Annotated in this window: 25 protein-coding genes and 1 pseudogene; 6 read left to right on the forward strand and 20 right to left on the reverse strand. The window is 70.0% G+C overall.

Annotated elements, in window-relative coordinates; translation table 11 throughout:
- Positions 1-180, forward strand: a pseudogene (locus BM013_RS38970) (porin); the annotation flags it as partial.
- Positions 181-324: 144 nt separating this feature from the next.
- Positions 325-2,511: a type IV pilus secretin PilQ gene (pilQ, locus tag BM013_RS38975; protein WP_093135841.1), complete on the forward strand. Its 2,187-nt coding sequence runs from the start codon at positions 325-327 to the stop codon at positions 2,509-2,511.
- Positions 2,512-2,601: 90 nt separating this feature from the next.
- Here pilQ and BM013_RS38980 read toward each other — a convergent pair whose 3' ends face one another.
- From BM013_RS38980 to BM013_RS38995, 4 genes are all read right to left on the reverse strand, one after another.
- On the reverse strand, positions 2,602-2,784 hold the full coding sequence (locus BM013_RS38980; protein ID WP_093135845.1) for a hypothetical protein: 183 nt from the start codon (positions 2,782-2,784) through the stop codon (positions 2,602-2,604).
- 141 nt (positions 2,785-2,925) lie between these two features.
- A complete protein-coding gene (locus BM013_RS42065) occupies positions 2,926-3,936 on the reverse strand; it encodes a PilC/PilY family type IV pilus protein (RefSeq protein WP_093135848.1) in 1,011 nt (336 codons plus the stop codon).
- Positions 3,831-4,331, reverse strand: a complete 501-nt coding sequence (locus BM013_RS38990) for a type IV pilin protein (RefSeq protein ID WP_093135851.1) — start codon at positions 4,329-4,331, stop codon at positions 3,831-3,833. The genes BM013_RS42065 and BM013_RS38990 overlap by 106 nt, the downstream gene beginning before the upstream one ends.
- Positions 4,332-4,424: 93 nt before the next feature.
- The gene (locus BM013_RS38995) at positions 4,425-6,731 is read right to left on the reverse strand and encodes an ATP-binding protein (protein WP_093135854.1); all 2,307 of its coding nucleotides are present in this window, start codon (positions 6,729-6,731) and stop codon (positions 4,425-4,427) included.
- Between the two features lie 194 nt (positions 6,732-6,925).
- Between BM013_RS38995 and BM013_RS39000 the strand changes: the two genes are divergently transcribed.
- Positions 6,926-7,720 carry a response regulator gene (locus BM013_RS39000; protein ID WP_093135856.1) on the forward strand — a complete coding sequence of 265 codons (795 nt, stop codon included), beginning with the start codon at positions 6,926-6,928 and terminating at the stop codon, positions 7,718-7,720.
- A gap of 111 nt (positions 7,721-7,831) precedes the next feature.
- Positions 7,832-8,026: a hypothetical protein gene (locus tag BM013_RS39005; protein ID WP_093135859.1), complete on the forward strand. Its 195-nt coding sequence runs from the start codon at positions 7,832-7,834 to the stop codon at positions 8,024-8,026.
- A gap of 36 nt (positions 8,027-8,062) precedes the next feature.
- Here BM013_RS39005 and BM013_RS39010 read toward each other — a convergent pair whose 3' ends face one another.
- The 5 genes from BM013_RS39010 to tam form a co-directional block, all read right to left on the reverse strand.
- Positions 8,063-8,371: a hypothetical protein gene (locus BM013_RS39010; RefSeq protein ID WP_143072544.1), complete on the reverse strand. Its 309-nt coding sequence runs from the start codon at positions 8,369-8,371 to the stop codon at positions 8,063-8,065.
- A 159-nt stretch (positions 8,372-8,530) separates the two neighbouring features.
- On the reverse strand, positions 8,531-8,953 hold the full coding sequence (locus BM013_RS39015; RefSeq protein WP_143098495.1) for a hypothetical protein: 423 nt from the start codon (positions 8,951-8,953) through the stop codon (positions 8,531-8,533).
- 9 nt (positions 8,954-8,962) lie between these two features.
- Positions 8,963-11,056 carry a TonB-dependent siderophore receptor gene (locus BM013_RS39020; protein WP_093135960.1) on the reverse strand — a complete coding sequence of 698 codons (2,094 nt, stop codon included), beginning with the start codon at positions 11,054-11,056 and terminating at the stop codon, positions 8,963-8,965.
- A 225-nt stretch (positions 11,057-11,281) separates the two neighbouring features.
- Positions 11,282-11,554 carry a hypothetical protein gene (locus tag BM013_RS39025; RefSeq protein WP_093135867.1) on the reverse strand — a complete coding sequence of 91 codons (273 nt, stop codon included), beginning with the start codon at positions 11,552-11,554 and terminating at the stop codon, positions 11,282-11,284.
- Positions 11,555-11,718: 164 nt separating this feature from the next.
- Positions 11,719-12,489: a trans-aconitate 2-methyltransferase gene (gene tam, locus BM013_RS39030; RefSeq protein ID WP_093135870.1), complete on the reverse strand. Its 771-nt coding sequence runs from the start codon at positions 12,487-12,489 to the stop codon at positions 11,719-11,721.
- Positions 12,490-12,592: 103 nt separating this feature from the next.
- On the opposite strand from tam, the gene BM013_RS39035 reads away from it, so the two are divergent.
- Positions 12,593-13,519 (forward strand): LysR family transcriptional regulator, encoded by a 927-nt coding sequence (locus BM013_RS39035; RefSeq protein ID WP_093135872.1) that lies wholly within the window; start codon positions 12,593-12,595, stop codon positions 13,517-13,519.
- A gap of 15 nt (positions 13,520-13,534) precedes the next feature.
- Here the strand turns inward: BM013_RS39035 and BM013_RS39040 are convergent, their stop codons facing one another.
- The 10 genes from BM013_RS39040 to BM013_RS39085 form a co-directional block, all read right to left on the reverse strand.
- A complete protein-coding gene (locus BM013_RS39040) occupies positions 13,535-14,965 on the reverse strand; it encodes an amidase (RefSeq protein ID WP_093135875.1) in 1,431 nt (476 codons plus the stop codon).
- A 23-nt stretch (positions 14,966-14,988) separates the two neighbouring features.
- A complete protein-coding gene (locus BM013_RS39045) occupies positions 14,989-15,984 on the reverse strand; it encodes a Bug family tripartite tricarboxylate transporter substrate binding protein (protein WP_093135877.1) in 996 nt (331 codons plus the stop codon).
- A 67-nt stretch (positions 15,985-16,051) separates the two neighbouring features.
- Positions 16,052-17,428: an amidase gene (locus BM013_RS39050; protein WP_093135880.1), complete on the reverse strand. Its 1,377-nt coding sequence runs from the start codon at positions 17,426-17,428 to the stop codon at positions 16,052-16,054.
- A gap of 39 nt (positions 17,429-17,467) precedes the next feature.
- Complete coding sequence (locus tag BM013_RS39055) at positions 17,468-18,220, reverse strand: SDR family NAD(P)-dependent oxidoreductase (RefSeq protein WP_093135882.1); 753 nt, start codon at positions 18,218-18,220, stop codon at positions 17,468-17,470.
- 11 nt (positions 18,221-18,231) lie between these two features.
- Positions 18,232-18,993, reverse strand: a complete 762-nt coding sequence (locus BM013_RS39060) for an SDR family NAD(P)-dependent oxidoreductase (RefSeq protein ID WP_093135885.1) — start codon at positions 18,991-18,993, stop codon at positions 18,232-18,234.
- On the reverse strand, positions 18,990-19,820 hold the full coding sequence (locus tag BM013_RS39065) for a polysaccharide deacetylase family protein (RefSeq protein ID WP_093135888.1): 831 nt from the start codon (positions 19,818-19,820) through the stop codon (positions 18,990-18,992). The genes BM013_RS39060 and BM013_RS39065 overlap by 4 nt, the downstream gene beginning before the upstream one ends.
- A gap of 75 nt (positions 19,821-19,895) precedes the next feature.
- A complete protein-coding gene (locus tag BM013_RS39070) occupies positions 19,896-20,687 on the reverse strand; it encodes an ABC transporter permease (RefSeq protein WP_093135890.1) in 792 nt (263 codons plus the stop codon).
- Positions 20,684-21,535: an ABC transporter permease gene (locus BM013_RS39075; protein WP_093135893.1), complete on the reverse strand. Its 852-nt coding sequence runs from the start codon at positions 21,533-21,535 to the stop codon at positions 20,684-20,686. Before BM013_RS39075 ends, BM013_RS39070 begins: the two co-directional genes overlap by 4 nt.
- Positions 21,532-22,638: an ABC transporter ATP-binding protein gene (locus BM013_RS39080; RefSeq protein ID WP_093135895.1), complete on the reverse strand. Its 1,107-nt coding sequence runs from the start codon at positions 22,636-22,638 to the stop codon at positions 21,532-21,534. Before BM013_RS39080 ends, BM013_RS39075 begins: the two co-directional genes overlap by 4 nt.
- 58 nt (positions 22,639-22,696) lie before the next feature.
- The gene (locus BM013_RS39085) at positions 22,697-23,722 is read right to left on the reverse strand and encodes an ABC transporter substrate-binding protein (RefSeq protein WP_093135897.1); all 1,026 of its coding nucleotides are present in this window, start codon (positions 23,720-23,722) and stop codon (positions 22,697-22,699) included.
- 171 nt (positions 23,723-23,893) lie between these two features.
- Here BM013_RS39085 and BM013_RS39090 point away from each other — a divergent pair, with 171 nt between their 5' ends.
- Positions 23,894-24,556, forward strand: coding sequence for a MarR family winged helix-turn-helix transcriptional regulator (locus BM013_RS39090; protein ID WP_093135899.1), 663 nt, complete (start codon positions 23,894-23,896; stop codon positions 24,554-24,556).
- Positions 24,557-24,659: 103 nt separating this feature from the next.
- Here BM013_RS39090 and BM013_RS39095 read toward each other — a convergent pair whose 3' ends face one another.
- Positions 24,660-25,514: an alpha/beta fold hydrolase gene (locus tag BM013_RS39095; RefSeq protein ID WP_093135902.1), complete on the reverse strand. Its 855-nt coding sequence runs from the start codon at positions 25,512-25,514 to the stop codon at positions 24,660-24,662.
- Positions 25,515-25,631: the final 117 nt, after the last annotated feature.

Here is a 25,631-nt window from a genome sequence, read left to right on the forward strand (position 1 = left end):
CTGTCCAAGCGCACGGCGCTGTACGCCACGGTGGCGCGCGTGAACAACCGCAACGACGCCAACTACACGGGCAGCCTGGTGTCGGCCAGCACCACCGGCTACGGCAGCGCGGGCGTGGGCTACACAGGCCTGCCGCGCTCGTCCACGGGCTACGACTTCGGCATTCGCCACGCGTTCTGACGAAGTGATGCGGCAGCGCGGCTGAGGGGCCGCGCTGCTTGCTGGCCCCGGCACCGTGCCTTGCGCGGTGTCGGGGTTCGCGCTGCGCTCATGAGGGGGCTCGAAGCAGCGAGGAGGTGAAGCCGCAGTTTCAAGGCAGGTGAAATGAACCAACAGACATTCGCGGTCCCGCGCTGGTTGCGCGCGGCCGCTTTCCGGGCAGCGTTCCTGCTCGCATCCGTCGGGCCGCTCGCGGCCGCACAGGCACCCGCGCACGCACAGACACCGGCACAGGCACCCGCACAGGCACCCGCACAGAACCGCATCGAGTCGGTCACGGGCACGGTGCAATCGGGCACCGAGGTGCTGCGCATCGATTTCTCCGAACCGCTGGCCGCCGCGCCCGGCGGCTTCGTCGTCCAGTCGCCCGCGCGCATCGCGCTCGACTTTCCCGCCACGACCAGCAACCTGGGCCGCGCCGCCATCGAGATGAACCAGGGCAACCTGCGCTCGGTGAACGTCGTGCAGGCGGGCGAGCGCACGCGGCTCGTGCTGAACCTGAAGCAGGCCGCCGCCTACCGCACCGAGATGCGCGGCAAGTCGCTGCTGGTGTCGCTGCAGCCCGCGCCGGGCGCGCCGCTCGCGGCGGCCCAGCCGTCGGAGTTCGCGGAGAACCGCAACCGCGACGTGCTGCCGCTGCGCGACGTCGACTTCCGCCTGGGCACCGACGGCGCCGGCCGCGTGATCGTCGCGCTGCCCAACGACCAGGTGGGTGTGGACATCCGCCAGCAGGGCAAGGGGCTCGTGGTGGAGTTCACCAAGTCGTCGCTGCCCGAGGGCCTGAACCGCCGGCTCGACGTGTCCGACTTCGGCACGCCCGTGCAGACGGTGTCCATGCAGCAGGCCGGCGACCGCGTGCGCATGCTGATCGAGTCGCGCGGCGACTGGGAGCACAGCGCCTACCAGAGCAACAGCCAGTTCGTGGTGGAACTGCGCCCGCGCAAGGACAACCCCGGCAAGCTCACGCCGGGCGTGGGCTACAACGGCGAGAAGCTGTCGCTCAACTTCCAGAACATCGAGATCCGCTCGCTGCTGCAGGTGATCGCGGACTTCACCAACTTCAACATCGTCACCTCCGACTCGGTCAGCGGCACGCTCACGCTGCGGCTGAAGGACGTGCCGTGGGACCAGGCGCTGGACATCATCCTGGAGGCGAAGAACCTCGGCATGCGCAAGAGCGGCAGCGTGCTGCGCATCGCGCCGGAGGACGAGCTCAACGCCAAGGAAAAGATCAGGTACGAGGCGCAGGCCGCGCTGCAGGGGCTGGAGCAGCTGCGCACGCAGTCGTTCCAGCTCAACTACGCGAAGGCGGCCACGGTGGCCGCGGGCCTCACCGGCAGCGGTGCCGGCTCGGGCGGTGGCGGTGGTGGATCGGGCGGCAGCGCCACGCGCCTGCTGAGCGCGCGCGGCAGCGTGCTGGCCGAGGTGCGCACCAACCAGCTGTTCGTGACCGACATTCCCTCGCGCCTCACGCAGGTGGCCGAGCTGCTCCAGAAGCTCGACGTGCCGGTGCGGCAGGTGCTGATCGAGGCGCGCTTCGTCGAGGCCACCGACACCTTCAGCAAGTCGCTGGGCGCCAAGCTGGGCGGCGGCTTCGTCAACAGCAACTCGGCGGTGGGCGTGACGCCCAGCGTGAGCTCGTCGACCAGCGGCGGCGTCACCACCGTCACCGGCAGCAACACCTACTCGAACACCAGCTTCGTGAACCTGCCGGCCACCAGCACCACCGGCGACGCGGTGGGCACCTTCGCGCTGTCGCTGTTCAACTCCGGCCTGACGAAGATGCTCAACCTCGAGATCTCCGCGCTGGAGGCCGACGGCAAGGGCAAGGTGGTGTCGAGCCCGCGCGTGGTGACGGCCGACCAGACCAAGGCGCTGATCGAGCAGGGCACCGAGCTGCCCTACCAGGTGGCGACCTCGAGCGGCGCCACCTCTATCGCGTTTCGCAAGGCCAACCTCAAGCTCGAGGTGACGCCGCAGATCACACCCGAGGGCAACATCATCCTGTCGCTGGACGTCAACAAGGACACGGTGGGCCAGTCGACCACCGCGGGCTACGCCATCAACACCAAGCACATCCAGACCGAGGTGCTGGTGGAGAACGGCGGCACGGTGGTCATCGGCGGCGTGTTCGAGCTGACGGACACGAGCTCCGAGTCGCGCGTGCCGGTGCTGGGCGAACTGCCGGTGGTGGGCGCGGTGTTCCGCACGCGCAGCCGGGTCAACAACAAGACCGAGATGCTGATCTTCATCAGCCCGAAGATGATCGGCGACCGCAACGCGGCGCGCTGAGCGCGGGCCGCGCGGGCGGTCATCCGGGGTCTTCACCAAAGCCGGCGGGTCTCGCCGGCTTTTTGTCGTGTGCGTTTCTTGCTGCCGGTCTCAGCGCGCCGCGCGACCTTCATGGCTCTCCTCGATCCAGTGCGTGCCCGGGCCATGCGCGCGGTTGCCCGCGTCCACCGCGGCCTGAAAGGCATTGCGCACGGCAGGCGAGTCGGGCTCCCAGAGCCAGTGGCCTTCGGCGACGCCGCTCAGCAGGCCGCTGCGGGGCAGGCGCCAGCGCACCCGGATCCGGAGGCGTGGAGCGGATGAAGGCGGCGAAGGAGATGCGGGCGATGAAGACGCGAACATGCCGCGCAGTCTGCGCGGCGATCGGGGAGAAACCTGGGCGGCGCGGCGTGCGGCGCAGGCCGCGTTGCCGCGCGCTTACTGCACCACCGGCACTTCGCGCCAGTTCAACAGCCGCAGGCTGAGGCTGGAAGACAGCGACACCTTCAGGTTATCCACCGTGCCGGTGCTGGAGCCCACCGACAGCGTGGTGCCGCCGCTGGTGCTGCTGGTGAAGCGCAGGTCGGTCACCGCGTAGGCCTTGGCGATGTAGGCGGCACTGTCCTGCAGCGCCGACTGCCCGGTGCCGAAGTTGATCGCATAGACCCGGCTGGTGCCCGAGGGGCTGCACGCATCGGTCGTGGTGAGCGTCGAGGCGAAGGCGACCACGCCGCTGGTGGTGGTCGGGTTGGTGATCATTCGCCACGCGATCGCGCTGCCGCTGTCGGTGCCCAGGTCCACGTACCAGCCCATCGAGCTGCCGGCGAAGCTCGCGCCGGTGGTGAGGTCGGTCAGCGCCGTGAGGTTGCCGCGCGCGAGCGGAAAGCCCACGCCCGAGGGCAGCGAGGCCGCTGTGTTGAAGGCCGGCGCGCTGCCGTCGATCAGCGCGTAGAAGCCCTGGCCCAGCGACGTGCTCACGTCGCTCGACGCCAGCAGCCGCCCCGTGCCCAGCATCACGTAGCGCTTCTTCGTGCCCGGCTGGATCTCGATCAGCGGCTGCGTGGTGACCGGTTGCGCGTTGCCGCTGGCGTCCGTGAGGTTGGCCAGCAGCAGCGGCGCGCTGTAGGCCGCGGTGCCGGTGAGGTCGAAGCGCCAGACCTGGCCGTTGAGGTCGCCGGCGTAGATGGCGTCGGCGGTGCCGTCGGTGAAGTCGCGCACGTAGGCCGCGGCATGCGCCAGGCCCGGTGCGCTGCTGCCGGTCTTGAGCTTCTCGAGCAGCGCGCCGGTCTTGGGGTTCACGAGGTAGATGTAGCCGTAGCCGTCGCTGTTGTCGTAGCCCGAGGTCAGCACCGCCACCCAGCCGTACCTGGCGGTCTTGACCACCGTCGGCTCGCCGTCGCTGTAGCCCGTGGTGGCGTCGGTGAACTCCCACAGCACCTTGGCCGCCACGACCGATTCGGAGCCCATGCCCGCGCGAAGCCCGCGGTGCCGCCGCTGCCCGTGGCCACCAGCGTGTAGGTGGTGGCGGTGAGCGCCCCGTAGGTGCCGTCGCACGACAGCGTGAAGGTGCCCGACATGCGCAGCGTGGAGGCCACCATGCACGGCGAGGTGTAGCTGCCCGTGGACAGGTAGGTGCGGTTGTCCTGGAAGTAGCGCTCCATGTTCGCGCGCATGACCGACAGCCCGTTGCTGGCGTCCACGATGCGCCCGCGCAGCACGTAGTCGCGGTACGACGGGTAGGCGATGGCGGCCAGGATGGCGACGATGGCGACGGTCACCATGAGTTCGATCAATGTGAAGCCGCGCGCCCGCGATGGGCGCGGCTTCGTCTGCAGCCGTGGCATGGGGGTTCTTCTCCTCGTGTGCGGGCGGCGATCAGCCGCTGCCCGAGCGCGGAGTCGAACACGCAAGGTGGGAGGAATCTGGCAGAGGCGTTGTCAGGTGTGCGCGGCGGGCGACATCGACGCGGGCATCGACGTCGACATCGATGCCGGCGGCGCAGGCCGCCTGTCCTGCGCGTCGAGCGCCAGCGGCACGCGCACCTGCGCCAGCAGGCCGTGCGGGCCCGACTTGAGCACCACGTCGCCGCCGTGCGCACGCGCGATCGAGCGGCACACGGCCAGGCCCAGGCCGCTGCCCGCCGCGCGCGAGGTGCGGGCCTGCGCCGTGCGGTAGAACGGCTTGAACACGCGCTCGAGCTCGTCCGCGGGCAGGCCCGGGCCGCGGTCGCTGATCTCGACCACGGCGTCGTGCCCGTTGGTGAACAGGCGCACGCGGGCCTGGTTGCCGTACTTGACGGCGTTCTCCACCAGGTTGTCGAGCACGCGGCGCATGCCGATCGCGTCGAGCTCCACCTGCGCATGCTCGGTGCGCTGCAGCTGCACGTCCTTGCCGACGAAGACGGCCTGCTCGACCACGTCTTCCACCAGGCTCGCCAGGTCCATGCGCTCGCGCGCGCTCACCACCGAGGCGTCGCGGATGAAGTCGAGCACCGAGCCGATCATGTGCTCCATCTCCTCGACGTCGCCGAGCATGCCGGCGCGCACGTCGTCGGGCACGTCCTCGATGCGAAAGCGCAGCCGCGTGAGCGGCGTGCGCAGGTCGTGGCTGATGGCGCCGATCATCACCGTGCGGTCGTCCACGAAGCTGCGCAGCCGCGCCTGCATGCGGTTGAAGGCCTGCGCGGCGCGGCCGATCTCGGCGGGGCCTTCGAGCGCGAGCACCGGCGCCGCGGGGTCGCGCCCCAGCTGGTCGGCCGCGCGCGCGAAGCCGGCAATGGGCCGCACCAGCCGGCGCGAGAACAGCCAGCCCGCGGGGATGACGATGGCCGCCGCAATCAGGAACCACAGCAGCACGCGCCGCTGCCATGCGTTGGGGAACGATTCGGGAATGGGCTGCACCACCGCCCAGCTGCCTTCGCGCGTGTAGACGGCGGCGATGAAGTCGCCTTCGACGAACGGCGCCGGCGCCAGGCCGAAGAGGCCGCGCGCGGCGGGGCGCTCGGCCACGGTGTCGGTGTCGTCGGGTGCCGGTGCGCGCGGCTGGCGTGGCGCTTCGGCGGTGCGCGGCGGTGCGGGCGCGGGTGTTTCAGGGGCTGCGCGTGGAACGGATTCGGCGCGCTTCGAAGGCGGCTCTGGCGTGTGCGTGGCCGGTGCCTCTGTTGCGGCGGGCGCCTTGCGGGACGCGGGCTTTTCGGTGACCAGCGGCGGGACCGGTGCCGGCTCGGGCAACCGCACGGGCGGCGAGGACGCGAACGGGGAGGGGATCGCGGGCTGGCCTTGCATTGCGGGCGGCTGGCCCATGGGGGAAGGGCCTGCCGGTTGTGCCGCCGTGCCGGGTGCTGTCGCGGTGGGTGCCCCAAGTGTTCCGGGTGTGCCGGGTGCGCCGGGTGCAGTGAATGCGCCGGGCGCGCTGGGCGCGATCGACGTGGCCGGCGCACCCGTCGACGCGGCGGGCGTCTGCGCGGCCAGTCCGGGTGACTGCGTTGCACCTGCGGCCACCGAAGGTTGCGTCGCGGGCGCCGACGGGCTCGCCGTTGCGTTGCCCGCGGCGGGTGCGCCCGTGCCGCCCGGCTGCTGTGGCTGTGCCTGCTGTGGCTGTGACTGTTGCGGCGACTGTTGCTGTGGCGATCCGGCGATGCTGCCGCCGCTGCCACGTCCTGCGCCGAAGCCGCCGTTCAGGTTGCCGATGCCACCGCGGAACCCGCCGCCCGGCGCGGCCAGTCCTCCGGGCGCTCCAGGCCCTCCGAGCCCGCCAGGAGACGAAGGCATCGCGGGCATGCCGCCGGCCTGCACCCGGATGAAGCCGCCTTCATGGAACGCACCGGACGCATGGCGCACCGTGGCGCGCGTGTCGCCGTCCGTCGACGCGACCGCACCCGCGGTGCCCGCGAACGGCAACGGGGTGAAGAAGTACAGGCGCACCTCGCTCTCGTCGCGCGCGAGCAGCTGTGCCAGGTCGCGCCGCGAGCGTTCGGAGGTGAGCCAGCCCTGGCCCTTGGGCTCGGGCGCGCGGGCTTGCAGCGAGCGTTGCAGCAGGCCGGCATTGCGGCCCTCGGCGGCCTGGCCGGAGAGCACGCGCGCGATGTCGCCCAGCTGCCACTGGCGCTGCGGCTCGGGCGGCAGCAGCATGGTGAGCGCGAGCGTCACGCCCTGCGCCACCACCAGGCCGGCGAGCAGCAGGGCCATGATCTGCAGCGCCAGCGGCGGGCCCGGCCAGCGGCGCGCGTTGCCTTGGGGAGTCATGGCGCGATGCTGGCACGGACGGCAGGCGATGTCACGCCGGGGCGGCTGCGGGTCTGCGTGTCCATCTGGGTGCTTCGTTCGGGCTGTGCGCGCGAGTGTGCGAAGCGGATGTTGCGGCCGGATTTCAGCGCATTGCAATTCATTGCATCGCCCGAGCGCCCTCGGGGTCTTCGGACCGGCGCGGGGCCCGGCCTATGATCCGCTACCCGATCCGCCGCAACGTGAACCTGTCCACCCGCATCCTCATCGTCGACGACGACACCGGCATCCGCAGCCTGGTGGCGTCCTTCCTGGAGAAGCACGGCTTCCAGGTCGACGCGGCCGGCCATCCCGCCGAGATGCGCGAGCGGCTCGCGCAGGCCGACTACGCGCTCATCGTGCTCGACGTGATGATGCCCGGCGAAGACGGGCTGAGCGCGCTGCGCGAGCTGCAGCGCGTGGGCGGGCCGCCGGTGATCATGCTGTCGGCCGTGGGCACCGACATCGACCGCATCGTGGGCCTGGAGATCGGCGCGGAAGACTACCTGGCCAAGCCCTGCAACCCGCGTGAGCTGCTGGCGCGCATCCGCACGGTGCTGCGCCGCACGGCCCATGCGCCCGCCGCTGCCGGCGCCGTCGCAACGCCCGCTCCAGCGGCGACGGCCGGGGCCGGGGCCGATGCCGCGGTGCTGTACTTCGCGGGCTGGCGCATCGACCTGGAGACCCGGCTGCTGCACGACCCGCAGGACCAGCCAGTGGACCTGTCCGACGGCGAGTTCCGCCTGCTGCGCGCGCTGGTGCAGCACCCGCGCCGCGTGCTCACGCGCGACCAGCTCGTGCAGTACGCCATGGGCGCGGAAAGCGATTCGTACGACCGCGCGATCGACGTGCAGGTCAGCCGCCTGCGCCGCAAGCTGGCCTCGGGCGAGGCGCGTGCCGACCTGATCCGCACGGTGCGCAACGAGGGCTACATGTTCGTGCCCGCCGTCACGCGCACGCGCGACGCCTGAGCCCGGCACCGCATCCGGCCGGCGCGGCAAAGAAGCCGCAACACGCTGAAATTCGCGGGCAATGCGCCGGCGGCAAGCTCGAGATCCTGAATTCATCACCTCGACCGACCCATGACACCCTTCGACTGGCTGTGGGACTGGCGCACCCTGATCGCGCTGGCCTTGGGCGACGCCGTGCTGCTCGCGATGTTCTTCGCGTGGGACGCGAAGCACCTGGCGTTTCTCACCGTGCTGACGCGGCAGCAGCGCACCGGCCCTGAAGAGCGCGGCGCATTCCCGCGCGGGATGCCCGGCTCCGGGACCTGAGCTTTCCTTTTTTTTCCTGTTCGTTCAACGGCGCTGTCAGAGCGCCGTTTTCGCATGCGCGAAACGGTTGGCCTTGCGCTTGTGCCTGCAGCCGCCGGCACGCCGTGCGGCGGGCGCCGCACCGGCGCTCGCGTCGGTGAGGGCCGCGAGCGTCGACAGGCTGTAGTTGCCCGCGTTGGCGCTTTCATGCGCGTCGCAGGTGTCGCTGCCGGCCACGAACACACCGAGCGCCAGTGCGCAGAAGGCCAGCACGCCCGCGATGCGCGGCAGCCACGAAGTCACGGGCTTGCGCGTGCCCGCGCGGGCGAAGGGGGAGGCCGGCGAATGGTTCCATCGAGCTTGCATGGTGAGCCCCGGCCGTTGGCCTTGTGCGGTGGCCGTGGCGAGCAGGCCGTTGAAGCGGAGCGCTTGCGAGGCGCCGTGTGTGTGGCGATGCCAGGGGCTTTTCATGGCCACGATGGTGAACTTCAAAACGGGAGGAAATTTGGACGAAGACCGTGGTCTTCAACGGTTGATGCGATGCGTGCCGTGCGGCCAGCCGTCGCCGAGCAGCAGCCCCAGTCCGGTGGCGCGCAACGCGGCCGAGAGGGGGTCGACGAAGAAGCCGCCGACGTAGGTCTGCGAGGTGGGGAAGGGGTCGGCGCGCGACACCACGGGGGCCGGCGGTGGACGCGGTGCGGGCCGTGCCGCGTTCGCATCCATGGTGTCGGGCACCGTGATCCAGGCGCCGGGCGGGTCCGCCGCGAGGCTCATGTATTCGGCCCCTTCGAACTCGTAGACCAGCGCGTACTTGCCGCCGGGCAGCCAGGTGCTCGACACCACGCGCGCCTGCGCGGCGGCGTTCGCCATGCCGCAGGAGAGGCACAGGCACAACGCGCCTGCAGCCAGGCGCATCCGGCGAGTCTGGCGCAGCAGCGGGGTGGTCACGGCGCGCGCCTAGAAGTCCAGCTTCGCGCTCAGGCTGAAGGTGCGCGGGTCGCCGGGCTTGATGTAGTTGTCGTACTGGTACTCCCAGTAGCGCCGGTTGGCCACGTTGTTGACGGCCGCGCGGAAGGTGGTGGCATGGCCGCCGAGGCGCGTGGTGTAGCTCGCGCCGATGTTGGCGACCGTGTAGCCGGGCAGGCTCAGCTGGTTCGACGCGTCGAGCATCGTGCCGCCCGTGTACTTCATGTCGGCCGACAACCGGAGGCCGGGCACCTGCAGCACGTCGTACGACACCTGCGCGGTGGCCACCATCTTCGGCGCGCCGGCCACGCGGTTGCCCACGTAGCTGCTGCCGCGCCGGTAGGAGGAGTCGAGCAGCATCAGGTTGCCGCCCACCTGCCATTGCGAGCCCAGCCGCGTGGACGCGCCCAGCTCCAGCCCCTGGTAGATCGACTGGCCGTCCTGCACCAGCACGTTGGCGCTGTTGGCGTACTCGGCGCCGCGCTCGATGCGGAACAGCGCGGCCGTGGCGCTCCAGCGGTCGCGCTCGGTCTTCAGGCCCAGCTCGTACTGGCGGCTCTTCAGCGGGTCGAGCAGGGCGCCGTCGTTCGCATAGAGGTTGCTCACGGTGCTGCCGGGTTCCAGCGACTCGACGTAGCTGGTGTACAGCGTGGTGTCGGGCGCGGGCTTGAACATCAGCGCGAGCGTGGGCGTGACCACGCCGTTCTTGCGGTAGGTGGCGGTCTGCACGCCGGTGGTGCCGTAGCTGTTCTGCTCGTAGTCGGTGCTGCGCAGGCCGGCCAGCACCGACCACTTCTCGGACAGCTTCAGCGTGTCGCTCGCGAACACCGCGCGCTGCGTGATGTCGCTCGGACGGTAGCGCGTGAAGGCCGTGGCGCTCTCGTAGCCGTTGGTGTTCTGGCCGAAGATGCTGCCGGAGCCGATGCGCTCGTAGATGCTGTTGGCGCTGTAGTCGTTCACCTGCTTCTGCCACGACGCGCCCAGCGTCACCTGGTGCTCGAAGGCGCCGGTGCGCAGCTTGCCGGTGGCCATGGCCTGCCACTGGTTGAAGCGGTGGCCCTCGGCGCCGTCGTAGCGGTAGTCGTCGTAGCCGCCGCTCGCATCCTGCAGGGAGGCGATGCTTTCGTTGCGGCTGCGCGTGGCGCTGCTGTGGCTGTAGCCGGTGCTCAGTGTCCAGTCGGGCGACAGCTGGTACTGCAGGCCGGTGGAGAACAGCCTGAAGTCGGTGGCCAGGTGCTGCCCTGCGCCCACCAGGTTCGCGTTGTCCGCGCTGATGGTCGAGGGCAGGCGGGTGCCCGTGTAGCCGCCGGTGTAGATCGACGGCGTCTGGCCCGTGGCCATGCGCTTCTGGTCGAGCGAGTCGAAGGTCCAGGTGAGCTTGTCGGTGAGCCTGGCATCGAGCCCGAGCGAGACCGAATTGCGGCGGATGTTGCCGTCGTTGTAGGTCTTGCCTTCCTCGTGCGTGGCGTTGAGCCGGTAGCCGAAGCGGTCGTCCGCGCCGAAGCGCCCGCCCAGGTCGACGTGCTCGCTCCACACGCCGGCCGTCTTGTAGCCGACCTCGATGCTGCGCACCGGCGTGTCGGTCGGCTTCTTCGTCACGTAGTTGACGATGCCGCCCGGCGTGCCGAAGCCGTACATGAAGCCCGACGAACCCTTGAGCAGCTCGATCTGCTCGAACTGTTCGTAGGGCAGCGTGATGGCGTAGCTGAGGAAGGGCTGGCCGTTGATGCGGTAGCCGTTCTGCCAGTCCAGCGGCAAGCCGCGCACCGAGATGTAGCTGGCCCAGCTGCTGTAGGCGCCGCTGTTGTCGGAGACCGAGGCGTCGAGCGCGAACACGTCGCCGAGCTTCGTGACCTGGCGCTCGGCCATGTCCTCGCTGCGCACCACCGTGGTGGAGAAGGGCGTGTCGAGCTGCGAGCGTGCGCCCAGCGCGCCGCTGCTCACCTTGGCGTCGAGGTGCTGCGGCGTCTCGGCGGGCGTGTCGGCCGTGACGGTGACGGTCGGCAGCGAACTGCCGCTGGCCGCGGTGTCCTGGGTTTGCGCCTGCGCGCGGCCGCCCTGGGTGGCGACCCAGAGCACCAGCAGCGTGGCGCGCGCGGGCGGGCCGAAGGCGCTGCGGCGGAAGGAAACCGGTGAAGCGGCAACGGTGACGGGGGTGGCGGTGTCCGGGCGGTCCGCACGGTTCAGGCGGTTGGAGGGGTTCGGATTCAACACAGACTCACTCTGAAGATAAGAATGGCTCTCATCTTCAAGATGGATCTCGTAGAAATTTTGGACGCCGGCCCGTGACCCTGTGCGGTTTTTAGGTGCTCAGTGGCCGTTCCCCGGCGACGGCGCCAGGCCGCGCTGCTTCAGGAAGTCGTAGAGGCTGACCGCGAGCACCTGCGCAATGGGAATCGGCAACGTGAGCCGCAGCGCCGGCACACGGTTGACGGGGCAGCGCTCGGAGCTGTGGTCGACGCGGCTGGCATCCAGGGTGATGTGGACGCAGCCCGCGTTGACCCAATAGCCCGAAACTTCGTCCGCGAACACCTGCGGGGCGTGCAGGTCGTCGACGTAGGTGGCTTTGGGAGGCTGGGACATGGTGGGGCTCTGGAAATGCAGGGGCCCCGATGATCGGCACCAATCTGGTAGAAAAAATCAGCAAACCGGGCAAGGCATTCGATGCGCAGGCCCACGCATCCCCGCACCCGTCCCCGGTTCGTCGCACTTCGAGGTCGACCGCGACCGCGAGGCGACGGCGCCGTTCAGCGCGTCGCGACGATGAACAGCCGAGGAAACGGCAGCAGCACGCTGCCGTCCGCCAGCGCCGGGTAGGCCCCGGCCATCGCTTCCTGGTAGCGCGCCAGGAAGCCGGCCTGCTGCGCCGCATCGAGCAGCGCCAGGTACGGCCGCAGCGCCGAGCCCTTGAACCACTCGACCACCGCCGCCGCACCGCCCGCCAGCGGGTGGTGGTACGTGGTGCGCCACACGTCGACGCGGCTGCTGTGCGGGCGCAGCATGGTGTAGTAGTCGATGGCGCCGTGCCGCGCCGGGTGCCGCACCTCGCCGATGCGGTCGGCCCAGGGGCCTTGCGCCGCCACCTCGCGTGCCAGCCGGTGCGCGGGCTCCTGCAGGTTGTCGGGCGTCTGGACGGCCAGGTGGCCGCCGGGTGCGAGCTGGTTCACGAGGCGCGGGTACAGCGTGGCGTGGTCCGGCAGCCATTGCAGCGACGCATTCGCGAGGATCACGTCCATCGGCTGCGCGGCCTGCCAGGTCGCGATGTCGGCCACGCCGAAAGGAGTCTCGGGCATGCGCTTCTTCGCGGCTTCGATCATGTCGTCGGAGCTGTCGATGCCGCTCACCTGCGCATCCGGAAAGCGCTGCGCCAGCACCTCGGTGGAGTTGCCCGGGCCGCAGCCCAGGTCGATGGCGAAGCGCACCGGGCGCTGCGTGGCCGGCACGGCCGCGACCAGGTCGCGAACCGGTCGTGTGCGTTCTTCTTCGAAGGCCGAGTATTGCTTGGCGGACCAGGTCATCGTGGGTTCCTTGGGGGGTGTTTCTTGCTGTGGTGGCCGCAGTTTGCCGAGCACGAGCGCCTTCGTAAAATGAATTTATTCTGGCCATTGATTCATAAATCTGATGAAAATCGACATCCTCGGAATCCAGGCCTTCGTGGCCATTGCCGACGAGGGCAGCTTCCAGGCCGCGGCCGGTGCGCTCAACGTGACGCAGACCGCCATCACGCAGCGGCTGCGCAAGCTCGAGGAATTCCTGGGCGTGGCGCTGGTGGAGCGCACCACGCGCTCGGTGGCGCTCACCACCATCGGCCGCGACTTCGTGCCGCGCGCGCGGCGCCTGCTGGTGGAGCTGGCCGATTCGCTGCTGGAGATCCGCGAGACCGGCAAGGCCGAGCGCGGCGACGTGTCGATGGCCTGCGTGCCGACCGCGGGCGTGCAGTTTCTGCCGCGCATCATGCAGGCCTACTCGGCGAAGCATCCGCACAACCGCATCAAGATCCTCGACCACTCGTCCTCCGCGGTGGCGCACGCGGTGCTGCACCGCGAGGTGGAGTTCGGCATCGGCATGGCCGGCGCGCACTCGCCCGAGCTCACGAGCGTGCCGCTGATCGAGGACGAGTACGTGCTGGTCTGCCACGCCTCGCATCCGCTGGCCGGCCGCCGGCGCGTGGCCTGGCGGCAGCTGCAGGCGCATCCGCTGATCTTCGCGGGCCAGGCCAGCGAGAACCGTCCGCTGCTCGACGTGGCCCTGGGCGCCGCCGCCGCGAGCCTGCAGCCTTTCTACGAAGTGCAGCGCAGCTCGACGGCGGTCGGGTTGGTGGCCGAGCGCGTGGCGGCCGCGGTGGTGCCGCGGCTGGCGTTGCAGAAGGGCGCATACCCGGCGCTGAAGACCATCGAGCTCGTCGAGCCGCGCGTGTCGCGCACGCTGGTGCTCATGACGCGGCGCACCGCGCGGCTGTCGCCGGCGGCGCAGGCGCTGTACGACCTGATCGCGGCGCAGGCCTCGCACCAGTCTGGCCAATCAGGCCAATCGCGCCAATCACGCTGAGCACCCCGGCGCTGATCAGAGCCGGGGCCGCCGCGCGCTGAAGTTCGCCGCCGCCTCGAACTGGCTCGCCACCTGCAGCAACTCGGCATCGCCCTGGAAGCGGCCGACCAGCTGCAGGCCGAGCGGCATCGCGTCGCGGCCGAAACCGGCGGGCACGCTCACGGCCGGGTGCCCTGTCATGTTGAACAGCATGGTCCACGGGTACCAGTGCGCGCGCACGTTGTCGAACTGCTGGCCGTCGATGTCGATGGGGCCGAACAGGTCCTGCGAGAGCGGCAGGGCCGAGCGCGTGAGCGTGGGCATCGCCAGCACGTCGGCCTTCTCGAACAGGCCCTGCACGCGCTTGAACAAGGCGGAGCGCGCGAACATCGCTTCCTGGTACTCGACGCCGCTCACGCTGGCCGCGGACGCGATCTGCCGCTTGAAGGTGTCGCTGAAGCTGTCGGGGTCCTTCTCGATCAGCGGTGCGAAGCGGGCGCGCCACACCGTGTGGTTGATGGCGCGCCAGATGGGCTCGACGTCGAAGCCGCTGCTGGCGTCGAAAGGCTCCAGCGTGGCGCCCAGCGCCGCGAGCGTCTGCAGCGCGGCGGAGAAGCTCTCCGTGACGTCCCTCGACACCGGCCGGCCCGGCGGCGAGAGGCAGTACAGCACGCGCTTGCCGCGCAGGTCGCCCTGGGGCCTGGCCTGCTCGACGTAGTCGTGCGCGCGCAGGCCGAGCGACCACGGATCGGCGGCAGAAGGCCCGGCCATCACCTGCAGCATCAGCGCGGTGTCGGCCACGGTGCGTGTCATCGGGGTCACGTAGGTCTGGTTGCCGAACAGGTCCTGCGCCTGGCTGTGCGGGATCACGCCGTTCGATTGCTTCAGGCCCACCACGCCGTTGCAGGCGGCCGGAATGCGCGTGGAGCCGCCGCCGTCGGTGGCGATGGCCAGCGGCGCGATGCCCGCCGCGGTGGCGGCTGCCGCGCCGCCGCTGGAGCCGCCGCTGGTGCGCGACAGGTCCCACGGGTTGCGCGTGCTGCCGAAGAGCGGCGAGTGGGTCATCGGGCCCGAGCCGAACTCGGGCGTGGTCGTCTTGCCGATCAGGATGGCGCCTTCGGCGCGCAGCCGCGCCACGCTCACGGCGTCCTCGGCGGGCACGTTGTCGCGGTGCACGACCGCGCCGAAGGTGGTGGCCACGCCTTCGGTGTTGACCAGGTCCTTCACCGTGAAGGGAATGCCGTGCAGCTTGCCCAGCGGGCGGCCCGCGGCCATGTCGGCCTCGGCGCGGCGCGCCTCGGCCAGCGCGCGTTCGGGCGTCAGCGTGATGAAGCAGTTCAGCACCGGCTGCAGGCGCTCGGCGCGTGCGAGCACGGCCGTCACCAGTTCGACGGGCGAGAGCTGGCGCGAGCGCATCAGGCCGATGAGCTCGGTCGCGGGTGTGAAGAAGAGCGAATCGTCGGACATGGGGGCCTTGTCTTTTCGCGCGTTCATTCGTCCACCACGATGCCGGCCGCCTTGACGATCGGCTCCCAATTCCTGCGCTCGCGTTGCGCGCGCTGCGCCAGCTCGGCGCGGCCTTGCGCATGCGCCACGAGACCGGCGGCCTCCAGGCTGCGCGCGAGCTCGGGCTTGGCGGCGGCGGCGAGGAAGCTGCGCTCCAGCGCCGCCAATGCGGCGGGCGGCGTGCCGGCGGGCGCGTACACGGCGTACCAGCTCGTGGCCGCCACGAATTCGGGGAAGCCCTGTTCCTTCGCGGTCGGCACGTCGGGCAAGGCCGGCAGCCGCTTGTCGCCGCTCATGCCGAGGAACTTGATCTTGCCGCCCTTGTAGAGCGGCATCATGCTGGCCGCGGCGTCCCAGCCCATCGACAGTTCGCCGCCGACCACGTCGATGAGCATCGGCGATGCGCCGCGGTAGGCCACGGGCGTGACCTCGAAGCCCTGCGCCTTGGCCAGCGCGAAGGCGCCCAGGTGGCCCGAACTGCCGATGGTCGCGAGGCCGAGCGTGGCCTTGGTCGGGTTCTTCTTCGCCCACTCGACGTACTGCTTCATGCTGCTGTACGGCTGCGAGGCGCCGGTGACGACGGCGGTCGGAATCTCCACCAGCAGCGCGACCGGTGTCAGGTCTTTCTCGGCGTCGTAGCCGGGGGTCTTGTAGGTCAGCGGCAGGATGGTGAGCAGCGGCGAGGGCGCGAGATACAGCGTGAGCCCGTCGGCCTTCGACTTCTTCACCACGTCCCACGCGAGCCGCGCCGAGGCGCCGGGCTTGTTGTCGACCAGGATGCTGCCGAAGCCCGCGTCCTTGAGTTGCTCGGCGTACAGGCGCGCCACGGTGTCGGCCGCGCCGCCGGCCGCGTAGCCCACGACGATCTTCAGGTTGCCGCCCGCGAGGCCCGGCGGCAGATCGGCCGCGGCGGCGTGGACGGCCTGGAGTGCGGTCAGCGTGAAAGCTGCGGCGAGGGTGTGACGGGCGAACGGACGCATGGATAAAACCTCGTGAATCTCGTGGGGAAAGAGAAGAAAGATCAGCCGAGAAGATCAGCCGAGAAGATCAGCGGAGCGTGTGCTCGACCAGCCGCGCAATGGCCAGCAGGTAGTCGTCGTCGTACCAGCGGCCCGCCAGCTGCAGCCCGATGGGCAGGCCTTTCGCGCTCTTGCCGCAGGGCATCGAGAGCGCGGGATGGCCGGTGAGGTTCATCGGGTAGGTGTACGGGTACCAGGCGCCGCGGATGGTGCCCGCGGGCTTGCCGCCGATCTCGACCTCGCCGCTCACGTCCATGTCGATGGGCAGCGGCGGCGCCGAGACGGTGGGCGACACCAGCACGTCGAAGCGACCGAACAGCGCCTGCAGCTCGGCGAAGCAGCGGGTCTTGGCGAAGGTGGCCTCGTGCAGGTCGACCGCGCTGTGGCCGCGGCCCTTGCGCACGGCGTCGATCAGCGTGGCGTCGAGCCGGTCGCCGAAGCGCTCCAGGTTGGCGCCGACGCGCGCGGCCAGCATCGACTGCAGCACCACGAGGAAATGGCGCTCGAGCGAAACGAAATCGAGCTGCACCGTCTCGACGACGGCGCCTTCGCCTTCCATGGCACGCACGGCGGCGGTGGTGACGGCCTCGACCTCGGGGTCGACGGGGTTGCCGGCGGTGGGCAGCCACGCCACGCGCAAACCGCGAAGCGAAGCCGGCACGGCGCGTTGCGGCATCGGCCCGCCCAGCCCGTACGGATCGCGCGCGTCGAAGCCCTTGATGGCATCGAACAGCAGCTGCGTGTCGGCCACGTCGCGCGCCATCGGGCCGGTGAACGAGTTGGCCGAGTACAGATCGGGCGCCTGCAGGTGGGGCACCACGCCCAGCGTGGCCTTGAGCCCGACGATGCCGCAACACGACGCCGGAATGCGGATGGAGCCGCCGCCGTCGGTGCCCAGCGCGAGCGAACCCAGGCCCGCCGCCACCGCCACGGCCGCGCCGCTGCTCGACGCACCGGGCGTGTAGCGCGCGTCGATCGGGTTGAGCGTGCGGCCGAAGAGGGGCGCGGTCGCCACCTGCTTGTGGCCGAACTCGGGCGTGGTCGTCTTGCCGATGAGGATCGCGCCCGCGGCCTTGGCGCGCGCCACGGCCACCGCATCGCTCGTCGGCACGAAGTCTTCGTAGATGGCCGAGCCCATGGTGGTGCGCACGCCGGCCGTCAGCGTGAGGTCTTTCACCGAGTACGGCACGCCGTGCAGCGGGCCGAGCGCCTCGCCGGCCATCACGGCGGCCTCGGCGCGGCGCGCGGCGTCGAGCGCCTGTTCGCCCGTGACGGTGATGAAGGCATTGAGCTCGCGCCGCGCCTCGATGCGGGCGAGCGCCGCTTGCACGGCTTCCACCGGGGAGGCTTCCTTGCGGCGGATCAGTGCGGCGAGCTCGCGTGCGCTGTGGTCCATCAGGTCCATGGTCGGGTCCTTGAAAGGAGAAGGAGAGAGGCAGGCGCGTCAGAGCATCCAGCGGCCGCCATCGATCAGCAGCGTCTGGCCGGTGATGAAGCGCGCCTCGTCGCTGGCCAGGAAGCGCACCGTGGCGGCCACGTCTTCGGGCGCGCCGATGAAGCCGGCGGGCGTGTCCGCGACGATCTTTTGCAGCACCTCGGGGCGAAGCTTGTCGTGCGCGCGCGTGCGGATGGCGCCGGGGCACACCGCATTCACCGTGACGCCGTGCGGTGCGAGCTCGCGCGCCAGTGAGCGCGTGAAACCGATGACGCCCATCTTGGCGGCGGCGTAGTCCGCCAGGCCCACGTCGCCGGCAAAGGCCGCGTCGGTGCTCATGTTGACGATGCGCCCGAAGCCGCGCGCCTTCATGCCGGGCGCGATGCGGCGCGACGCGCGCATGGCGGTCAGCAGCGACACCTCGAGCACGAAGCGCCACACGGCCTCGGCGGATTCGGTGAACAGGCTGCCGCGTTCGCGCGCGCTCTGGCCCACGTTGTTGAACAGGATGTCGACCGGGCCCATCTGGTCTTCCACGCGGTCGAAGAAGGCGTGGACCACGGCGGCATCGGTGCAGTCGCCCGGCATGCACAGGCACCGCGCGGCGGCGTCTGGCCTTGCGGCGAGCTGCTGCGCGAGCGGTGCGCAGTCGAGGTCGAGTACGGCCACGCGCGCGCCCTGCCCGAGAAAGTCGAGCACCGTGGCGGCGCCGATGCCCTGGCCGCCCCCGGTGACGACGGCAACGCGTTGGTCGAAGCCCATGGCGGTGTCCTTCAGTGGAAGGTGCGCCCGCCGTCGACAGCGAGCGCGGTGCCGGTGATGTAGCTGGCGCCGGGGCCGCTCAGGTAGAGCACGGCCTCGGCCACCTCTTCGGGCGCGGCGACGCGGCCCAGTGCGTAGCGCTGGCGGATCTCGCCGAGCGTGCGCTCCGGGTCGTCGCTGTGTTCGTAGCTGGTGCGAAACAGCGGCGTGTCGATGGCGCCGGGGCACACCGCGTTCACGCGGATGCCGTCTGCCGCCGCCTCGATCGACAACGCCTTGCCGAACATGATCACGGCCGCCTTGGTGGCGCAGTACGCGGTGCGGTTGGGCAGCGGCCGCAGCCCCGCGCCCGACGAGATGTTGACGATGCTGCCGCCGCCGGCCGCGCGCAGGTGCGGCATGGCGGCGCGGCACATCAGCATCGGCCCCGTGAGGTTGACGGCCAGCGTGTGGGCCCATTCGGCGTCGTCGGTTTGCTCGAGCGGCTTGAGCGAATCGACGCCCGCCGAATTGACCAGCGCGTCGAGGCCGCCGAGCCACTCGGCGGCGTGGTTCACCGCGGCCTTCACGGCCGGTGCGTCGGTGACGTCGCACACCAGCGGCAGCGCCGCGTCGCCCAGCACACCCGCGCTGTACTGCAGCCGCTTCGCGTCGCGGTCGAGCAGCACGACGCGCGCGCCGCGCTCCACCGCCAGTCGCGCCACCGCGAAGCCGATGCCGCTGGCGCCGCCGCTCACCACGAAGCGCAGGGCCGCTGAAGGCGCGGTGGTCATGCCGCCACGGCCGAGGCCGCCTTCAGGCGCGGGCGCATGTCGTCGGAGATGCGGTCGCAGCGGTCGATCCACACGTTGGAGTGGGCCAGCGCGTGTTCGATGAGCCCTTCGAGCACCTTGAGCCGCGAGGGCTGGCCGATGATCTGCGGGTGCATGCCGACCATCATCATGCGGTCTTCGGCGTGGAGCACGTCGAACTCGCTGGTCCATGCCTCGAGCGCGGCCGACGGCGCCTGCAGCGTGCGCCCGGGCAGGGTGATCGAGTACTGGAAGAAGGGCGCGTCGTCGAGCACCCAGCGAAACGGCAGCTCGACGATGTCGGTGCGCTGGCCGCCGATCTCCAGCAGATAGGGCGAGTCGTCGTCGAAGAAGTTCGACGAGTAGTCGAAGCCGTATTCCTTGAGCAGGTCGAGCGTGATGCTGCTGAACTCCGCCGCCGGCGAACGCCAGCCACGCGGCCGCGTGCCGGCCACGCGCGTGAGCGCTTCCATGCCGCGGTCCATCTCGTCGCGCTCTTCGGCGGGGCTCAGGTTGACGATCCAGCGGTGGCTGTAGCTGTGGTGCGCCACCTCGTGGCCCTTGTCGACCACCTCGCGCACCAGGTCCGGGTGCTTGTCGGCCACTTCGCCGGGAATGAAGAAGGTGGCGCTGATGCCGTAGCGCGCCAGCAGCGCGAGGATGCGCGGCATGCCGACCTTCCAGCCGTAGGCGCCCTGCGACATGAGAATGGGGCGCTGCGCGTTGGCCGGGTCGCGGCCGGTCCACATGGTTTCCGCGTCGAGGTCGAAGGTCAGCATGAGCGGGAAGCCTTTGCTCGTGGTCGGCATCAGAGAACTCCTTGGCGAATGAGGTAGCGAATGAGGTGACGAAGGGGGTAGCGAAGAGGTGGGGCCCGCGGCGGATCAGACGTGCTTGTGGAAGCCCGTCCATCGCTCGGCCAGCAGCAGCACGACGCCGGTGGTCACGATGAGCAAGGTGGAGACGGCGGCCACGCTCGGGTCCACGCCCTGTTCGACCGAGGTGAAGATCTTCACGGGCAGCGTGGTCTGGCTGGCCGACAGCAGGAACACCGACACCGGCACGTTGTCCAGCGAGGTGATGAAGGCGAAGAGGCCGCCCGCCACAAGGCCGGGCTTCACCAGCGGCAGCGTGACCAGGCGAAAGCTCGTGAAGCCGCCCGCGCCCAGCACGCGCGCCGCGTCTTCGAGCGACTCGTCGACCGCCGACAGGCTGCCCAGGCTGGCGCGCACCACGTAGGGCACGGTGATGACCACGTGCGCCAGCCACAGGCCCAGCGAGTTGCCGCGCAGGCCGGTCATCGTGTAGTACTGCAGCAGCGCCACGCCGAGCACCACCGAAGGCAGGATCAGCGGCGCCATGAAGAGCGAGGTGAGCGCGCCCGCGCCGGGCACCATGCGGCGATGGATGGCATAGGCCGCGATCAGGCCCAGCACCAGCGCGGCGGCGGTCGATGCGGCGGCGAGCCACAGGCTGGTCCAGGCGGCGCTCAGGTACTCGGGGTCGCGCAGCACCACCTCGAACCAGTGCAAGGTCAGGCCCTTCGGCGGAATCGTGAGGTAGGCCGTCTTGCTGAAGGCCGCCAGCACCACCACCAGCACCGGAATCTGCAGGAACACCACCACCGCGATGGCCGTGGCCGCGAGGAACGGCGTCTTCTTGCCGTCGGTGCTCATGCGTTGCCTCCCCAGCGCTTGAGCACGCGGCTCGACAGGCCGATGACCAGCAGCGTGAGCGCGGTGAGCGCGAAGGACATGGCCGCACCGGCGGGCCAGTCGAGCGTCTGCAGGAAGTCGTCGTAGATCAGCGTGGCCATCACCTTGTAGGTGGGGCCGCCCAGCATGCGCGGCGTGACCAGCGCGCTGATGGTCAGCACGAACACCAGGATGGAGCCCGACAGGATGCCCGGCGCGCTCATCGGCAGCGTGATCGACCAGAACACGCGCAGCCGGCTCGCGGCCAGCGTGTACGCGGCGGCCTGAACGTCCTTGGAGATCGCCTGGATGGCCGGCACCAGCATCAGCACCATGAACGGCAGGAAGATGTGCGACATGCCGACCAGCAGGCCGAACAGGTTGAACATCATCTTGATGGGCCGCTCGATCAGGCCGATGTCCATCAGCAGGTTGTTCACCAGGCCGCGGTTGGCCAGCAGCGCGATCCAGCCGAAGGAGCGCACGACCAGGTTCAGCAGCATCGGGAAGATGACCAGCATGGTGAGCGTGAGCCGCATCTTCGGACCCGCGTTGGCGATGTAGCAAGCCAGCGGGTAGCCCATGAGCAGGCAGATGGCCGTGACGCCGAAGCCCAGCACCAGCGTGCGAACCACCACCTCGCGGTAGTACTCGTCGGTGACGATGCTGGTGTAGTTGGCGAGCGTCCAGCCGGCGGAGATGCCGGTGCCGGGCTCGTAGGGGTGCAGGCTCAGCGGCACCATCAGCAGCACCGGTGCCACGAAGGCCAGCAGCAGGAGCAGCAGCAGCGGCGACGCCAGCAGCGCGCCGGTCATCTTGCGCGGGGTCATGCGCTTGCCTGCCGCGCGGAAGGGGTCACGTAGATGTGCTGCGGCTCGACCGTCACGCGCACCGGCGCATCGACCTCGAGGCCTGCGTGCGGGCCGTTGGTGAGGGCCTCGGCAATGAGCTCGGTGCCGCCGAAGGCCAGCAGGTACTGCACGCGCGAGCCGACGAAGGAGCGCATGGCGACGCGGCCCGCGAGCGTGGCGGCGTGGGGCGTCATTGCATCGGCGAAGCGGATGTCTTCCTGGCGGACCACGACGTCGACGGCCGCGCCGTGCGCCATGCCTTCGGCGCCGGTGGCGGTCAGCACGGGGCCGTTGTTCAGGTGGACCGCCGCCGCGCCTTCGGGCGAACGCACCACGCGGCCCGCGAGGCGGTTGGGCCGGCCGATGAAGCTTGCGACGAAGCCGGTGGCGGGGCGGTGGTAGATGGCTTCGGGCGTGTCGAACTGCTGCACCACGCCGTGCGCGAGCACGCACACGCGGTCGGACATCGACATGGCCTCGCCCTGGTCGTGCGTGACGAACAGCGTGGTGATGCCGACCTCGCGCTGCAGGCGCTTGAGCTCGATCTGCATCTCGTCGCGCAGCGAGGCGTCGAGGTTGGACAGCGGCTCGTCGAACAGCAGGATGCTGGGACGCGGCGCGATGGAGCGTGCCACCGCCACGCGCTGCTGCTGGCCGCCCGAGAGCTGGCGCGGCATGCGCTCGCCGAGCGTGGACAGTCGCACGCTGGCCAGCGCCTGGTCGACGCGCTGCTTCAGGTCGTTGCCCTGCACGCCCTGGCGGCGCAGGCCGAAGGCGACGTTCTCGAACACGCTCATGTGCGGGAACAGCGCGTACGACTGGAACACGAGGCCGATGTTGCGCTTGTTGGTGGGCAGCGCCGTCACGTCGCGGCCGTCCACGAAGATGTGGCCGCTGGTCGGCTCGATCAGGCCGGCCACCATGCGCAGCACGGTGGTCTTGCCGCAACCCGAGGGGCCGAGCAGCGAGATGAATTCACCGTCGTGCACCGACAGCGAGACCGAGTGCGCGGCGACATGACCGGGCTGGCCGGACGGGCCGGGGTAGCGTTTCTCGAGGCGGTCGAGCGTGAGTGCCGGCATGTCGGTCGGTCCTGGAGGTTGCGGTGCGGGTGGAGCGCGGCGTGTGCCTGGCGCCGGGTCAGCGGGCCACTTCGCGCTGCCAGCGCTTGGTCCAGTCGGGCAGCGACCTGGCGACGGCTTCGGGCTCGGGCAGCCAGAGGTTGTCGAAGGTCTCCTTGTAGGGAACGATCTTCGCGGCCTTGTCGCTGAGCTTGACCTGCGTGTTGACGGGGCCGGCGTACTTGCGCTCGGCGAAGCAGGTCTGGCCTTCCTTGGACAGCACCTCGTCGATGTACTTGAGCGCGAGCGCCGGCGACTTCGCGCCCTTCGGGATCACCAGCGCCGGCAGGATGCCCACCGCGCCTTCCTTCGGATAGACGATGGCCAGCGGCAGGCCCTTGTCGATGGCGGAGCCGGCGCGGTCGGGGTACCACACGGCCGCGGCGATCTCCTGGCGTTCGAACAGCGAGACGATCTGGTCGGCCTGCGTGTACAGCGTGACGGACGACTTGGCGATCGGCTTGATGGCCGCGAACCCCGCGTCCATGTTGGCGAGCGTGCCACCCTTCATGCGGTTGAGCGCCATCAGGAACTGCGAACCCGAGGTGCCGCTGATGTCGCCGATGGCGAGCTTGCCGTCGTACTCGGGCTTGGCGAGGTCGGCCCACGAGGTGGGCGGCGTCTTGACCTGCCGGGTGTCGTAGACGATGACGGTGGCGCCGGTCATGAACACGACGTACTGGCCGTCCTTGTCGAGCGCGCGCGGCGACACCTCCGATGCGTGCGTGAGCTTGCTCTTGTCGATGGTCTCGAGCAGCTTCTCGTTCTTGAGCTGCGCGGCCAGCGAGTTGTCGATGTAGACCACGTCGAAGTCCGACTTGCCGCCGGTCGCTCGGATCGAGGCCGCGAACTGCGAGGAGCTGCCGAGCTTGAGCGCCACCTTGGCCCCGGTCTTCTTCTCGAACGATGCGATGTGGCAGGTCTTGGAGTCTTCGGCGAAGGAGCCGCCGAAGATGCCGACCACCAGCTCCTCGGCCTGCGCGGCGCCCGACAGCAGCGCGGCAACGAGGCCCGAAACGAGACAGCGCGAGAACATGGTTTTCATGAAGAGCTCCTGTGGGGAAAACCCGGAACAAAGGGCCGGGTGGCTGCGTTGGAATTCACTTTATCTTTCGTAAAAGATAAATGCAAGGCATTTAAGATAGGGACCAACCCGCGCCGCGGCGCTGCACCACAATGGCGGCGCAAAGGCCTCCTCTTTGATGGAAAGCACGTCATGCCGCACAAGAAAGAAGCATCGAACCGGCGTTCGCCCCAAGGCGATGCGAAGAAACGCGGCGACGTTGCCGAGTCCGTGTTGCCGCTCGAAGACGCGCCGGCAGAGGTGGGCGCCGACCTGGTCGAGCGCGGCATCCAGCAATGGAAACGCGAGCGGCCCGACATCGACAGCAGCGGCAAGGCCGTGGTCGGCCGCCTGCTGCGGCTCGAGGAAGTGGTGCTGCGCACGCTCAACCAGGTGCTGGAACCCTTCGGCATGAAGTACCAGGAGTACGCCGTGCTCGCCACCTTGCGCGTGGCGGGGGCGCCCTACCGGCTCTCGCCTTCGCGCCTGCAGAGCACGCTGCTGTTCACTTCGGGCGGTTTGTCGAACCTGCTGAAGCGGCTCGAGAAGGAAGGCTGGGTCAAGCGCTCGATCGATCCGAACGACGGGCGCGGCGTGCTGGTCAAGCTCACGGCCAAGGGCATCCGCCTGGCCGACGAGGCGATGCCGCGCCACGCGGCGGCCGAGCTGCACCTGCTGCGCATGTTCGACGCGTCGCAGCGCGACGTGCTTTCAGGCCTGCTCAGCCAGATGATGACGGGCAACGCGCCCGAAACCGGCCCCGAGCCCGGCGCGCGCCATGCGAGCCGGGTGGCCGAGCCGCCGGCCGAAGAGTGAGCGCGATATAGCGATATGGCGATATAGCGATACGGCGATACGGCGACAGAGCGCCACGGCGATCAGGGTCGCCTGTGGCCCCGAGGCTCCGGCGCCGTTCCTCTCATCGCTGGCAGTCCTGTACGAAGGCATCGAGCAGCAGCTCGAACGCCGCGCGCTGTTCCCACTGCAGCGCATGCCCCGCGTTGTCGACCACCTGCACCTCGCCGCGCCACAGCGTGGGCATCGACGGCGCCATCGCCTGCAGGTAGGGCAGGCCGACGATCTGTTCCTGGGCGCCATGAAGAATGGCCAGCGGGCGCGTCAGGGCCGCGACGATGCCGGGCTCGTCGCGGTAGCCCACGCCGCCGATGCTCGCGCCCAGCGATGCGCGCGCATGGCCGTCGGTGCGCACGGCGTCTTCCATCAGGAAGGCGGGGCCGTGCGTGCCGGGCACGAGGAAGTCGGCCACGTATTCACGCGCCTGTTCTTCGTTCCAGTCCTTCTCGAAGCCGAGTCCGAGCTTGAGGAACGCGCCGCCGAGCTCGGCCGGCAGCGGGAAGGGCAGCGGCGGTGTGCCGAAGATCATGAAGCCCGCGGCCTGCGGCAGGTGCGCGCTGGCCTCCAGCGCGGCGTGGCCGCCAAGGCTCCAGCCGACGACCACGGCCTTGTGCAGCGACAGCTGCTCCACCACCTGGCGGATCGCATCGGCGTAGCCGGGGATGCTGTAGGTTGCGGCGCGTTCGGCTTCGCCCGCATCGCTCGACTGGCCGTGGCCCGGCAGGTCGACGGCGACGATGCGGTACTTGCGCCCGAGCTCGCCTTCCAGCGTCTGCTGCCATACGCGAGACGACGACGAGTTGCCGTGCACCAGCAGGATGGCGGGGCCCTGGCCCGCGCTTTCGCGCACGGCGATGCGCTGGGCGCCGAGGCTCAGTGTGCGGGTCGATACGGTCGATGCGGTCGGGAGGTCTGCCATGGAAAGTCTTTCGTTTCCCGGATGCGGGAGGTGGATGGAATCCTATAGGACGGTGTCCTTTACGCCGCGCCGCGCCACGCCGACAGGCTTGCAGCGATTCGCGCCTTGCTGGCACCG

The organism is Variovorax sp. OK605 (genome assembly GCF_900115445.1).
In the GTDB taxonomy this organism is placed as follows: domain Bacteria; phylum Pseudomonadota; class Gammaproteobacteria; order Burkholderiales; family Burkholderiaceae_C; genus Variovorax.

Coding starts and splice junctions, on each gene's coding strand:
- pilQ (WP_093135841.1), top strand. CDS start 325: ATGAACCAACAGACATTCGCGGTCCCGCGCTGGTTGCGCGCGGCCGCT.
- BM013_RS38990 (WP_093135851.1), bottom strand. CDS start 4,331: ATGCCACGGCTGCAGACGAAGCCGCGCCCATCGCGGGCGCGCGGCTTC.
- BM013_RS38995 (WP_093135854.1), bottom strand. CDS start 6,731: ATGACTCCCCAAGGCAACGCGCGCCGCTGGCCGGGCCCGCCGCTGGCG.
- BM013_RS39000 (WP_093135856.1), top strand. CDS start 6,926: ATGATCCGCTACCCGATCCGCCGCAACGTGAACCTGTCCACCCGCATC.
- BM013_RS39005 (WP_093135859.1), top strand. CDS start 7,832: ATGACACCCTTCGACTGGCTGTGGGACTGGCGCACCCTGATCGCGCTG.
- BM013_RS39010 (WP_143072544.1), bottom strand. CDS start 8,371: ATGCAAGCTCGATGGAACCATTCGCCGGCCTCCCCCTTCGCCCGCGCG.
- BM013_RS39025 (WP_093135867.1), bottom strand. CDS start 11,554: ATGTCCCAGCCTCCCAAAGCCACCTACGTCGACGACCTGCACGCCCCG.
- tam (WP_093135870.1), bottom strand. CDS start 12,489: ATGACCTGGTCCGCCAAGCAATACTCGGCCTTCGAAGAAGAACGCACA.
- BM013_RS39035 (WP_093135872.1), top strand. CDS start 12,593: ATGAAAATCGACATCCTCGGAATCCAGGCCTTCGTGGCCATTGCCGAC.
- BM013_RS39040 (WP_093135875.1), bottom strand. CDS start 14,965: ATGTCCGACGATTCGCTCTTCTTCACACCCGCGACCGAGCTCATCGGC.
- BM013_RS39045 (WP_093135877.1), bottom strand. CDS start 15,984: ATGCGTCCGTTCGCCCGTCACACCCTCGCCGCAGCTTTCACGCTGACC.
- BM013_RS39050 (WP_093135880.1), bottom strand. CDS start 17,428: ATGGACCTGATGGACCACAGCGCACGCGAGCTCGCCGCACTGATCCGC.
- BM013_RS39055 (WP_093135882.1), bottom strand. CDS start 18,220: ATGGGCTTCGACCAACGCGTTGCCGTCGTCACCGGGGGCGGCCAGGGC.
- BM013_RS39060 (WP_093135885.1), bottom strand. CDS start 18,993: ATGACCACCGCGCCTTCAGCGGCCCTGCGCTTCGTGGTGAGCGGCGGC.
- BM013_RS39065 (WP_093135888.1), bottom strand. CDS start 19,820: ATGCCGACCACGAGCAAAGGCTTCCCGCTCATGCTGACCTTCGACCTC.
- BM013_RS39070 (WP_093135890.1), bottom strand. CDS start 20,687: ATGAGCACCGACGGCAAGAAGACGCCGTTCCTCGCGGCCACGGCCATC.
- BM013_RS39075 (WP_093135893.1), bottom strand. CDS start 21,535: ATGACCCCGCGCAAGATGACCGGCGCGCTGCTGGCGTCGCCGCTGCTG.
- BM013_RS39080 (WP_093135895.1), bottom strand. CDS start 22,638: ATGCCGGCACTCACGCTCGACCGCCTCGAGAAACGCTACCCCGGCCCG.
- BM013_RS39085 (WP_093135897.1), bottom strand. CDS start 23,722: ATGAAAACCATGTTCTCGCGCTGTCTCGTTTCGGGCCTCGTTGCCGCG.
- BM013_RS39090 (WP_093135899.1), top strand. CDS start 23,894: ATGCCGCACAAGAAAGAAGCATCGAACCGGCGTTCGCCCCAAGGCGAT.
- BM013_RS39095 (WP_093135902.1), bottom strand. CDS start 25,514: ATGGCAGACCTCCCGACCGCATCGACCGTATCGACCCGCACACTGAGC.